This window comes from Streptomyces kebangsaanensis (assembly GCF_001906585.1).
Taxonomy (GTDB): Bacteria; Actinomycetota; Actinomycetes; order Streptomycetales; family Streptomycetaceae; genus Streptomyces; species Streptomyces kebangsaanensis.
On sequence record NZ_JUJA01000052.1, the window covers coordinates 1 to 10,749 of the forward strand.

Annotated in this window: 12 protein-coding genes and 1 pseudogene; 5 read left to right on the forward strand and 8 right to left on the reverse strand. The window is 71.1% G+C overall.

All coding sequences use genetic code 11. From position 1 onward, the window contains the following. From RH94_RS07420 to RH94_RS07455, 7 genes are all read right to left on the reverse strand, one after another. Positions 1-383 (reverse strand): hypothetical protein (locus tag RH94_RS07420; RefSeq protein ID WP_073946835.1); only part of this gene is annotated, 383 nt, incomplete at its 3' end. Between the two features lie 770 nt (positions 384-1,153). Then, on the reverse strand, positions 1,154-2,128 hold the full coding sequence (locus RH94_RS07430; protein ID WP_079188938.1) for a PDR/VanB family oxidoreductase: 975 nt from the start codon (positions 2,126-2,128) through the stop codon (positions 1,154-1,156). Next, positions 2,128-2,655, reverse strand: a complete 528-nt coding sequence (locus RH94_RS07435) for a hypothetical protein (protein WP_073946837.1) — start codon at positions 2,653-2,655, stop codon at positions 2,128-2,130. Before RH94_RS07435 ends, RH94_RS07430 begins: the two co-directional genes overlap by 1 nt. Before the next feature lie 49 nt (positions 2,656-2,704). Beyond that, positions 2,705-3,493 (reverse strand): amino acid ABC transporter ATP-binding protein, encoded by a 789-nt coding sequence (locus RH94_RS07440; RefSeq protein ID WP_324614243.1) that lies wholly within the window; start codon positions 3,491-3,493, stop codon positions 2,705-2,707. Next, the gene (locus RH94_RS07445) at positions 3,490-4,428 is read right to left on the reverse strand and encodes an amino acid ABC transporter permease (RefSeq protein WP_073946838.1); all 939 of its coding nucleotides are present in this window, start codon (positions 4,426-4,428) and stop codon (positions 3,490-3,492) included. The genes RH94_RS07440 and RH94_RS07445 overlap by 4 nt, the downstream gene beginning before the upstream one ends. A gap of 9 nt (positions 4,429-4,437) precedes the next feature. Continuing rightward, on the reverse strand, positions 4,438-5,361 hold the full coding sequence (locus RH94_RS07450) for an ABC transporter substrate-binding protein (RefSeq protein ID WP_073946839.1): 924 nt from the start codon (positions 5,359-5,361) through the stop codon (positions 4,438-4,440). Between the two features lie 242 nt (positions 5,362-5,603). Continuing rightward, positions 5,604-6,629, reverse strand: a complete 1,026-nt coding sequence (locus tag RH94_RS07455) for an aromatic ring-hydroxylating dioxygenase subunit alpha (RefSeq protein ID WP_199880892.1) — start codon at positions 6,627-6,629, stop codon at positions 5,604-5,606. Positions 6,630-6,768: 139 nt separating this feature from the next. Between RH94_RS07455 and RH94_RS40280 the strand changes: the two genes are divergently transcribed. After that, positions 6,769-7,476: a GntR family transcriptional regulator gene (locus RH94_RS40280; protein ID WP_158073037.1), complete on the forward strand. Its 708-nt coding sequence runs from the start codon at positions 6,769-6,771 to the stop codon at positions 7,474-7,476. 12 nt (positions 7,477-7,488) lie between these two features. Here RH94_RS40280 and RH94_RS07465 read toward each other — a convergent pair whose 3' ends face one another. Continuing rightward, on the reverse strand, positions 7,489-7,956 hold the full coding sequence (locus RH94_RS07465; RefSeq protein ID WP_073946841.1) for an ATP-binding protein: 468 nt from the start codon (positions 7,954-7,956) through the stop codon (positions 7,489-7,491). A 159-nt stretch (positions 7,957-8,115) separates the two neighbouring features. Here RH94_RS07465 and RH94_RS07470 point away from each other — a divergent pair, with 159 nt between their 5' ends. The 4 genes and pseudogenes from RH94_RS07470 to RH94_RS07485 all read left to right on the forward strand — a co-directional run. Next, on the forward strand, positions 8,116-8,958 hold the full coding sequence (locus tag RH94_RS07470; RefSeq protein ID WP_073946847.1) for a helix-turn-helix domain-containing protein: 843 nt from the start codon (positions 8,116-8,118) through the stop codon (positions 8,956-8,958). Next, positions 8,958-9,161 carry a DUF397 domain-containing protein gene (locus tag RH94_RS07475; protein ID WP_073946842.1) on the forward strand — a complete coding sequence of 68 codons (204 nt, stop codon included), beginning with the start codon at positions 8,958-8,960 and terminating at the stop codon, positions 9,159-9,161. The genes RH94_RS07470 and RH94_RS07475 overlap by 1 nt, the downstream gene beginning before the upstream one ends. A 337-nt stretch (positions 9,162-9,498) precedes the next feature. Continuing rightward, positions 9,499-10,116: an RNA polymerase sigma factor gene (locus RH94_RS07480; protein WP_073946843.1), complete on the forward strand. Its 618-nt coding sequence runs from the start codon at positions 9,499-9,501 to the stop codon at positions 10,114-10,116. Further along, positions 10,109-10,749 (forward strand): annotated as a pseudogene (locus tag RH94_RS07485) (hypothetical protein); the annotation flags it as partial. The gene RH94_RS07480 and the pseudogene RH94_RS07485, both read left to right, overlap by 8 nt.

Consider the following 10,749-nt stretch of genomic DNA (forward strand, 5'->3'; position numbering starts at 1 on the left):
CGGAAGAACTCGACGGTCCGCTTGCTGTCGTTGCGGATGTTGAAGCTCTTGGAGCCCAGGCCGCTCACCACGGTGATGCAGCCGTCCGGGTGGGCGGAGAACGACCGCTCGTTGATGAAGATCCGGCCCACCCTGTGGTGGCCGCGCTCGCCGTGCTCACCGCCCTCGCCGCCGCGTTCGCCGCCGCGCTCGCCGCCCTCGTTGCCCTTCCCCTGCCCGCCTTCGCCGCCCATGGGCGCCTGGGCGGGAGCGGGTGCCTGCTGGACGACGGCCGGGGCCGCCTGGGGTACGGGGGCGGCCGTGGCGTAGGTGATACCGGTCGCGGTCAGGGCTGCGGCGGCCGCGATGCCCGCGGTGATGGCGGAGGAACGAGTCATGATCATGTCGTTTTACTCCTGTCTCTGAGAGGCCGGCTTTAGCAGCCGACGTGTAATTGAACGTACTGACACCCCCAAAGACTGTCATTTCGGGCATATCGGAAGGGCTGGCTCCAGGGAGCCGAACGGGGTACCCGGGGCGCCCGCACGACCGGTTCCTCTGCTGCTGACGGTTCGTCAAACCTTCGAATACAACGGGCAGATTGATGATCGATTAGGCCTTCAAGGTGATCTCTGACGCCTGCTCACCCATGCGGCGGCGGGTCGCCTGGAACTGCCGGTGCGAGAGGCTCAGGCATACCGGGGCAGGCGGGTCACGGACCGGACCGCGGCAGCCACCCTGCCCCACCAGGGCCTTGTGCCCATGACCTCCGCCATCCGGCCCAGACCGGGCCACCGTGCCGCGGCCAGGAGACAAGGCCCCCGAGAGGTCCTGACAGAGTGCTCGGACGCGTCGGTACAGGACGAGGCAGACCGCCAACCGCAGGAAGGCGTCATGGATGTCGTCCCGGCGTTCCCGACGGATCCTCAGGTGCCGGAAACCCTGCGGCCACGACAGGCCGCGTTCGACCACCCACCGGCGGACGCCCGGGCCCGAGCCGTGGGGTCGCCCGCGGCGGGCGACGACCGAGGTGATACCCGGGGTGCGGATCCCGCGGCGGCAGCGGTCGTGGTCGTAGCCGCGGTCCGCGTACAGCCGCCGGAACCGCGCCGTCTGCCGTTCGGCAGGCAGGCCCGGCCCCGGCGGACCTGGTGAGCCGGTCGACCGGCCCGTGTCACAGGTCGAGGACCAGCCGGGAACACCGGGCGCGGCCGACGCAGATCATCATGGTGTCGTTGGCCGCGCGCTCCTCCGGCGACAGCAGGCTGTCCCGGTGGTCGGGGACGCCCTCGACCACCTTGGTCTCGCAGGTGCCGCAGATTCCCTCGCGGCAGGAGTTCGGCGCCTCGATGCCCTGGTCCTCCAGCGCGTCCAGGATCGTCCTGCCCGCGGGCACGGTGACGGTGCGTCCGGTCCGTTGCAGCACCACCTCGAACTCCCCGTCGGCGTCGCCGCCGGCGGGTTCCCGGGGAACCGCGGCGAACCGCTCGGTGTGCAGGGTGCCCGGTGGCCAGGGGGCGCAGAGCCGCTCGACGGCGGCGAGCAGCGGCTCGGGGCCGCAGCAGTACACCGCCGTGCCCTCACGGGGCGTCCCCAGGAAGGGCTCCAGGTCGAGCAGGCCGTACTCGTCCTGGGGGTGCACCCGCACCCGGTCGCCGTAGCGGGCCAGTTCCGGGAGGAAGGCCATGCTCGCCCGCGTCCGCCCGCCGTACAGCAGGGACCAGCGGACACCGCGGGAGGCGGCCCGCTCCAGCATCGGCAGCAGCGGGGTGATGCCGATGCCGCCGGCGACGAACAGGTACTCGGGGGCGTCGACGAGCGGGAACCGGTTGCGCGGCCCGGTCACCTCGACCTCCTCCCCCGGGCGGAGGATCTCGTGCACCGTCCGGGAGCCGCCGCGGGAAGCCGGTTCCCTGAGGACGGAGACGCGCCAGACGGACCGGTCCGCGGGCGGTCCGTCGAGGGAGTACTGCCGGGTGACGGAGCCGGGCAGGCACAGGTCCACGTGCGCTCCGGGCTCCCACGCCGGCAGGTCGCCGCCGTCGGGCCGCCGCAGGTGCACCGAGACCACTCCTTCGGCCTCCCAGACAAGGGCTGCCACGCGCAGCCGCAGCCGCTGCTCCCCGTCCGCGACGGGTGCCGCCGCCATCAGGGCACCCAGCTCAGGACGCGGTCCCCGGCGGGGCTCAGGCGGACCAGCGCAAGCCGTGCGTCCGGGCCGTCGGGTGCGCCGCGGCCGTCCGGGTGACCGTCCGGATGGCCGTCCGGGTGCCGGACATCCACGCTCAGGGGGTCGTCGGCCCCCGCCAGCACCATCGCGTCCGCGTCCGCCAGCAGGTGCCGTCCCTCCACCAGCAGCCGTCCTCCGGAGGCGACCAGGACCAGTACGTCGCTCTCGGCGCGGTCCACGGTCGTGCCGGCGCCGGGGTCGACGATCTCCACGCCCGGGCAGACCACGGCGGGATCGGCGGCGACCTCCAGGACCGCCCCGTCCGGCAGGGGTTCGGCGATCCGCCGCGCGCCGGGCAGCGGGGCCGCCGAGGGGCCGTGCCCGGCGGCGAGCAGCCGTACCTGCCACTGCCAGGGCTCGCGGCGGGGCGTGTCCGGTGCGGCCGCGACCTCCCGGCAGCCGCCGTCCACCTGCCGGTGGGCGTTGGCTCGGAGCAGGAGCCTCATCGGTTGTTCTCCTTCGTCACTCACTCGTGGAAACTCATGGGGGGCGAACTCACCGCACCGCGGCCAGGAAGGCCTTGGTCCGCGCGTGTTGGGGTGCGGTGACGACCTGTTGCGCGGGGCCGACCTCGACGACCTGGCCGGCGTCGAAGAAGGCCACCCGGTCGGCGACCTCGCGGGCGAAGCCCATCTCGTGGGTGACCACGACCATGGTCATGCCGGACGCGGCCAGGTCCCGCATCACCGTGAGCACGTCGCCGACGAGTTCGGGGTCCAGGGCCGAGGTGGGCTCGTCGAACAGCATCAGCTTGGGCCGCATGCACAGCGCCCTGGCGATGGCCACGCGCTGCTGCTGCCCGCCGGACAGGTGCCGGGGGTACGCCTGGGCCTTGTCCCCGAGCCCCACCTGGTCGAGCAGGCCCAGGGCCCGCTCGGTGGCGGCGTCCTTGGACTCCTTCAGCGCCCGCCGGGGTGCCTCGACGAGGTTCTCCAGCACCGTCATGTGGGGGAACAGGTTGAAGTGCTGGAACACCATGCCGATCTGGGTGCGCCGGCGGCAGATCTCCTTGTCGCCGAGCTCGTGCAGCTTGTTTCCGCGCTGCTCGTAGCCCATCACCTGGCCGTCCACCCACATCCGGCCGCCGTCGACGGTCTCCAGGTGGTTGATGCAGCGCAGGAAGGTGCTCTTGCCCGAGCCGGAGGGGCCGATGAGGCAGACCACCTCGCCCCGTTGCACCTCCAGGTCGACGCCCTTGAGGACCTCCAGCCGGCCGAAGTGCTTGCGGACCTTCTCGGCCCTGACCATCGGGACGAGGTCCGCGGCGGCACCGTCGACGGTCATGGCTGCCTCCCGGTGGCGATCGGCGCGTGGGTGCTGAACATCTGCCGCAGCCGCTGCAGCGGGGTCGGGGGCAGTGTGCGGTTGCCGCGCGCGAAGCGGCGTTCGACGTAGAACTGGCCGATGGTGAGGATGCTGGTGACGACCATGTACCAGATGCTGGCGACGATGAGCAGCGGGATGGTCTGGAAGTTGCGCGAGTACAGGATCTGCGCGGAGTAGAGCAGGTCGGGCACGGCCAGCACGCTCACCAGGGCCGTGGTCTTGAGCATGCCGATCGTCTCGTTGCCGGTCGGCGGGATGATCACCCGCATCGCCTGCGGCAGGATCACCCGGCGCATGGTCTGCGCCCTGGTCAGGCCCAGCGCCCCGGCGGCCTCGGCCTGGCCCTGCTCCACGGACAGGATGCCGGCCCGGACGATCTCCGACATGTAGGCCGCCTCGTTCAGTCCCAGCCCGAGGATGGCCGCGACCAGTGGGGTGATCATCCGGTTGGCGTCGAGGGACAGGCCCGGGATGCCGAAGGACAGCGTGGGGTAGAGCGCCGCCAGGTTGTACCAGAACAGCAGTTGCACGAGCACCGGCGTGCCGCGGAAGAACGAGACGTACAGGAACGCCGCCGACCGTACGACCGGGTTGACCGACAGGCGCATCACCGCGAGGACGACGCCCAGGACGACGCCGAGGAGCATGCAGACGGCGGTGAGTTCCAGGGTGACGGCGAGTCCGCGGGCGATGGAGATGTCCCGCAGGTAGGTGTTGACGACGTCCCAGCCGAAGCGGGGGTTGGTGAACACCGACCGCAGTGTCGCCGCGCCGATCAGCAGCAGCACGGCCGCCGTGAGCCAGCGGACGGGGTGCCGTTTGGGGACGACGGTCAGGTCGGGGCCGGCCGCCTTGTCGATGTCCGGGAGGGGAGGGGCGGGCAGGGAGGTCATGTCGGCTCCTCAGCTCCCGGACTTCAGGAGCAGGCCGGTGGGCATGTCCCACTTCTTGACGAGCGACTCCATGGTGCCGTCGGAGATCAGGGTCTTCATGGCCGCGTCCAGGGCCGGCTTGAGCGGGGACCCCTTGGGCAGGGCGATGCCGAGGGGGACCGGCTCGTAGTCGGTGCCGGGTGCGAGCTCGAACTGGCCGTGGGACGCCTTGGCCTGCAGCGCCAGGGGGGCCGAGTCGGCCATGACCGCGTCGGCCCGGCCACTGACGACGGCCAGGTTGGCGCCGTCCTGCGAGGGGAACAGGTCGGCCTTGACGGGGGCCTTGCCGGCGCCGGTGCAGGCCTTGGAGATGGCCGGGAGCTGGGCGATGCCCTGGATGCTGCCCTTCTGGGCCGCGACGGTGCGCCCGCACAGCGCCATCGGGTCCATCTTCAGGCCCAGCGGGTTGCCCGCCTTGACGGCGAGACCCGATCCGGCGTTGAGGTAGGGCACGAAGTCGACGGCCTTGGACCGCTCCGGGGTGACGGAGAAGGCGGAGGCGCCGACGTCGAACTTGTGGGCGGCCAGGCCGGGCAGGATGCCGTCGAACCCGGCGTTGACGTGGTCGACCTTCAGGCCCAGCTTGGCGCCGAGGGCGTCGGTCATGTCGATGTCGAAGCCGATCATCGTCTTGTTGTCGGTGTCGAAGTACTCGAACGGCCGGTAGGAGGCGTCGCTCGCCACCGCGAGGACGCCCTTGGCCTTGATGTCGGCGGGGAGCAGCGCGGCGGCCGCGGCGTCCACCTCGGTCTTGGCGGCGGGCCCGCCGGAGGCCGGGGCGGACGGCCCGGAGGCGGTGGATTCGCTTCCGGCTTCGGCGGAGGCGTTGGTGCAGCCGGCGACGGCCAGGGCGAGGACCGCGGCGAGCAGGGGGAGGCGTATCGAGTGGCGCACGGGATTGTCCTTCTGGAGGGAGGGCAGGGCAGGACAAGACAGGCGTGGGGGGTGTGTCAGCGGGTGGCCGGACCGGCGGCGTCCGGGCGGTGGGCGGCCGGGCGGCCGGTGGGCGGCCGGGTGGTGGAGGGCGCCGGTCCGGCGCCCCGGTGCGTCTGCGTCTGCGTCTGCGTCGAAGCCGACGCCGGCGCCGATACCGATACCGATGCCAATACCGATGCCGTGCGGTCACGGCACGGCGGTCAGCCCTGCGCGGGCTGGGCGGCGGCCTGCTCGGAGGCCAGCATCCGGGTGAGGATCCGGCGGGCCTTGGCGACGCCGGCGTCCTGGCCGATGAGCACGTCGTGCTCGCCGTCGGGGCGCTCCCGCATGCCGATCTCCTGCTCCCGCAGCGCGTCGGCGTCCTCGCGCAGCACGGTCTCCAGTCCGGTCTCGAGCTCCTTGGTGGCCCACTCGGCGTCGACCGCGAAGTTGCGGCTGAAGGCGTAGTAGTACCAGGTGGTCCGCTCGTCGACCGGGGTGATCCCGTTGAGCACCTTGATGAGGTACCCCTCCTCGCGCGGGCGCCCCTGGGCCGTGATGCCGGAGTGCAGCACGTGGTAGCTCGGGATGTGGAACTCGGTGGCGTGGAAGCGGTCGTACAGGCCCTCGGTGCCCATGGTCCGCGCGTACAGCGGCGGTGCCTCGACGCCGGGCATGAGCCGGTCCACGGTCACCACGTTGCCGCCCACCTCGACCGTGATGCCGTACTCGGGGATGTAGTCGTCACCGACGGTCGTCTTGTGCAGGAACGTCTCGTGGGTGAGGTCGAGCAGGTTGTCGTGGATGAGGTCGTGGCGGCACTCGAAGAGCATCGTGTGGGTGACCGTCGCCCACGCGGGGTCGTTCATCCAGTGCGTGTCGGGGACCAGGCTCTCGTCGGCGAGGTCCTCGTCACCGGTCCACACCCAGATCCAGCCGTCCTTCTCCACGATTGGGTAGCGGCGCACGCGGGCCCGGGCGGGGATGGCGGCCTGGGCGGGAACGCGGGTGCACACGCCGTCGGGTCCGTAGGCGAAACCGTGGTACCCGCACTCGACGGAGTCCCCCACGGTGCGGCCGGCCGACAGCGGATAGGCGCGGTGGGCGCAGCGGTCGGCGAGGGCCACGGCCGCGCCGTCCTGGGTGCGGTACAGCACGAGGGGTTGCTTGCAGACGACCCGGCGTACGGGCTCGCGGGTGACTTCGGTGGACCAGGCAGCGACATACCAGGTGTTCAGAACGAACACGGCCAGACCTCCTCTGGATGCAGTGCGCACACCGTATACAGTGAGTTCAGGGAAGACAACGGTCCGCGCGAGGTGGAATTCTTCGGCGGAACGGAACCGAAATCCTGGTCCGGAACGGCGCTCAGGACGGAGAACAGAGGTGGAGTCTTTGCGGAGCGACCCCAGGGACACCCGGCCGCTGGGGGTCCGGGTGTACGAACAACTCCGCGACGAGATCGTCTCGGGCGGCCTGGAAGCCGACGCCACCCTGGTGCAGGAGCAGGTGGCGGAGCGGCTGGGCGTGTCCCGCACCCCGGTACGGGACGCGCTGAACCGCCTCGCCCACGAGGGACTGGTCACCTGGCTCCCCGGCAGCGGATACATCGTCAACGCCCTGCAGCCCAAGGACATCGCCGAGGTCTACCAGGTGCGGCAGTCCCTGGAGACGCTCGCCCTGCGGCTGGCCTGCGGCCGGCACGACCGGGCCCGGCTGGCCCGGCTGGCGGCGGTGATCGAGGAGATGGCGGCCACCGACCCGGCCGATGCGGCGGCCCACTTCGAACTCAACCGGGCGTTCCACCGCCTGCTGATCGAACCCTGCGACAACGCGCTGCTCCTGCGGATGACCGACACCCTCTGGGACCACCCGGTCAACCGGCGCATCACCCGCTCCTACGTCCACGAGGCGGGCAACGTCCCCCTCATGGTGAGCGAGCACCGCGCCATCCTGGAGGCCGCCCGCACGGCGGACGAGGAGCGCCTGGTCCGCCTGGCGACCGAGCACATGTACACCGGCTACCGCGAGACCCTGCCCACCGACAGCGGCCTCGACCTGGTACCACGACCGGAGTCGGAGGAGCCTGGCTGAGGACGGGCCGTCTCACGCGGAGGGCAGGTCCAGCTCGGCCCGGACCGTCTTCCCGGGCAGGGCCACGCCCCGGGCCACGCGGTCGGTCACCTCCCACCGGTCGGCGAGCGCGTCGACGAGGAACAGGCCCCGGCCCGTCTCGTCGAGCGGCGCCGGGGCCGTCGCCTCTTCACGCGCGGGCGGCCGGCGTTCACCGCGGGTGTCGGACACCTCGATGCGCAGCAGGACGCCGGGGGTGTGCGTCAGGCGCAGTTCGAAGTCACGGCCCGGTAAGCGGCCGTGGGTCACGGCGTTGGCGGCCAGTTCACCGACGATCGTGGCGGCGGTGTCGGAGAGCGGGGTGCCGTGCGGGACGCCCCAGGTGTGCAGCTGGACGAGGGCGAGGTGCCGGGCGAGGCGGGCGCCGAGCGGGGTGGAGCTGAAGCGCTGGGTGAACGTACTTACGGTAACCGGCCGTTGAGGCGCGGATGGTGCGGTCATGGGCCCAATCTGGCGGCCTGGAACGGCCTTTCACCAGGCAGACACTGCGTACGCCACGGCGGCGTACGCGGTCACGGAGCAGGCAGTACATGTGACTATCCGTGAGCGCGGTCGTTGTTCGACGTGTACGGCGGGGCGCGGGTGCACGGGAGGTGGCCGATGGTGACGGACAGCACGGCAGGAGCGGGGGCGGGCGGCGAGCCCGAGTGCTCGGACAGTCTGCGGACGTTCGGCGCGGTCGTCCAGGCGCTGCGGGAGCACGCCGGCCTGAGCCGGGCGGAGCTGGGCGAGCTGGTCCGCTTCTCCAAACACACGGTGGCGTCTGTGGAGTTGGGACGCCGCATGCCGGACCCGGTCTTCGTGGAGCGGGCAGAGCCAGCCCTGGGCAACACGGGCGCGCTGCGGAAGGCCGCGGCCCATCTGGCCCGGCAGCCGGGGCTGGCGGCGTGGTTCCGGCAGTGGGCACGGTTGGAGGCTACGGCGATCAGCCTGTGCACATACGAATGCCGCTTGATTCCGGGACTGTTGCAAACGGAGGCGTATGCGCGCACGCTGTTCGTGAACCGACTGCCGCCGCTGGGCGATGAGCAGATCGAGGCCCAGTGGGTGGCGCGAGCCGAGCGGCAGAGGCTTCTGCGGGAGCGGCAGAACACGGCGTTCAGCTTCATCCTGGAGGAGCACCTGTTCCTACGGCGCACGGGCGGTGTGGACGTGACACGGGAGCTGATCGGTCATGTGCTGGAGCTGGCGGAACTGCGGAACGTCGAGGTGCAGGTAATGCCGCTGGAGCGAACAGCCCACGCAGGCATGGCTGGCCCCATGCAGTTGCTGGAGACACCCGAGGCCCGGTGGTTCGCCTACAACGAGGGGCAGCGTGGCGGCCTCTTCTTCTCCGACCCGAAAGAGGTCAGCGTCCTCCAGATGAGGTATGCCAGGATGCGTTCGCAGGCTCTCTCCCTCGAAGACTCCCTGGGCCTGTTGCAGCAGATGCGAGGAGCCTGATGAGCACGAGTGAACTGGCCTGGTTCAAGAGCACTTACAGCAGCAGCGGAGACGGTGACTGTGTGGAGGTGGCCGTCTCCTGGCAGGAGCCGGCAGCCGTCGCGGCGGTCCGCGTCCGGGACTCGAAGGACAGGCGCGGCCCACAGCTCGCCCTTTCTCCCGCCGCGTGGAACGACTTCGTCTCGTACGCTGCCCAAGCCTGACGCCGTACGGCAAAGCGCCCCGCACCGGTCGACTTCGGCGCGGGGCGCTTTGCATTCGCTTGTCCTTGGCCCGCGCATCCTTCAGCCGCTTCCCGAAACAAAGGGAAAAGCGACTGCGACAAGTGGTCCCGCATCCGGAGACACAGCCGGGCACGCGGCTGTGGTCACACCCAGTACGGCCAACGCGATCGAGGCCGTCCGCGCTTCCCGGCGTGGTCAGGACCGTGTGCCCGGCTCAAGGAATCGCTGCGGCAGCCGCTTCGCCTGCCCCTGTAAGACGGGGCGACGTCCGGACACATACAGGGTGTGAGGTGACCGAACAAGGGGAGGGCGGAACGTGGGCAGGCGGCTGGACGACTGGCAGGGTTTTGAAGAGGTCTACCGCGAGACCTCCCTGCCGGTGCTGCGGTATCTGCGCCGCAGACTCCCGGCCGAGGAGGCCGAGGACGCGTTGTCAGAGGTGTACTTGACGGCCTGGCGCAGGAGGCACGACCTGCAAGGCGACGCGCTGCCCTGGTTGTACGGGATCGCGCGGCTGGTCGTTTCGAACGCGGTGCGGTCGGCCGGGCGGTCGTACCGGCTGGTCGAGTTGATGCAGGCGACCGTCGACGGCCGCCCGGGCCCGGCTGCCGAGGAGAGAGCCGTGGATCGGATCGCTGCAGCCGAGGCGATGGACCGCCTGTCCGAGGCGGACCGGGAGGCACTCGTGCTGGTTGCCTGGGACGGGATGGACGTACGGCAGGCGGCACAGGTGGCGGGATGCGGCGCGGCGGCGTTCTCTGTACGGCTGCACCGGGCCCGGAAGCGGCTGGAGACGCTGCTGGGCGAAGGCGGCAGGGGCGAGAAGGGAAAGGCGAAAGGTGATGGGCAAGGACGTGGAGCGGGCAAGGCAGTTGCTTTCGGCGTTCGATCCGGCGGACGGGGTGGACCGGGTGCCGGAGCGGACGATGGCTGAGGTGTCCGCCGCGCGCATGTCCGCCGGGGCCGAGGGAACGGGAACGGCGCGGGCCGGGCGGCGGAGGAAGGGGATGTGGGCGGGCTCGGCACTGGTGGCAGCCGGCGCGGCGGCGGTGGCGATGGTCGTCCTGCCGGGGAACGAGCCAGGCGATGGCAGGGGCGCCGTCCCGGCGGTGACGGTCGCTCCGCAGGTGACAGTCGCTCCGCAGGCCGATGATGTGCTGCCGTCGGTGACGAGTACGGACTGGGTCACCTACGCCGACCGGGTCGTGGTCGTCCGGCCCACCTCGGACCGGGAGATCCCGGCCACCGAGGAGGAGAACGAGGCGGGAGAGGGATACATCGGACGCAGCGCCACCCTGGCCGTGGACAAGGTCCTGTGGAGCCGGTCCGGAGCGCCCGCCGTCCCGCGGTCACTCACCCTGGACGTGGCCGGATGGGCGTTCAAGGACGACCAGCGGCAGGAGTTCGCGGTCCACGACACACCCCGCCTGGAAACCGGCCACACCTACATTGTCGCCCTCGCCCGACTCGACGACGGCACCTGGTCGATTCTGGGCAGCGGAGCCTCACTGCCCTATGACGGCGGCGTCATCGGCAACGGCGAATCCGAAGGCAACACCGTCGAAGC

Coding starts and splice junctions, on each gene's coding strand:
- RH94_RS07430 (WP_079188938.1), bottom strand. CDS start 2,128: ATGGCGGCGGCACCCGTCGCGGACGGGGAGCAGCGGCTGCGGCTGCGC.
- RH94_RS07435 (WP_073946837.1), bottom strand. CDS start 2,655: ATGAGGCTCCTGCTCCGAGCCAACGCCCACCGGCAGGTGGACGGCGGC.
- RH94_RS07440 (WP_324614243.1), bottom strand. CDS start 3,493: ATGACCGTCGACGGTGCCGCCGCGGACCTCGTCCCGATGGTCAGGGCC.
- RH94_RS07445 (WP_073946838.1), bottom strand. CDS start 4,428: ATGACCTCCCTGCCCGCCCCTCCCCTCCCGGACATCGACAAGGCGGCC.
- RH94_RS07465 (WP_073946841.1), bottom strand. CDS start 7,956: ATGACCGCACCATCCGCGCCTCAACGGCCGGTTACCGTAAGTACGTTC.
- RH94_RS07470 (WP_073946847.1), top strand. CDS start 8,116: ATGGTGACGGACAGCACGGCAGGAGCGGGGGCGGGCGGCGAGCCCGAG.
- RH94_RS07475 (WP_073946842.1), top strand. CDS start 8,958: ATGAGCACGAGTGAACTGGCCTGGTTCAAGAGCACTTACAGCAGCAGC.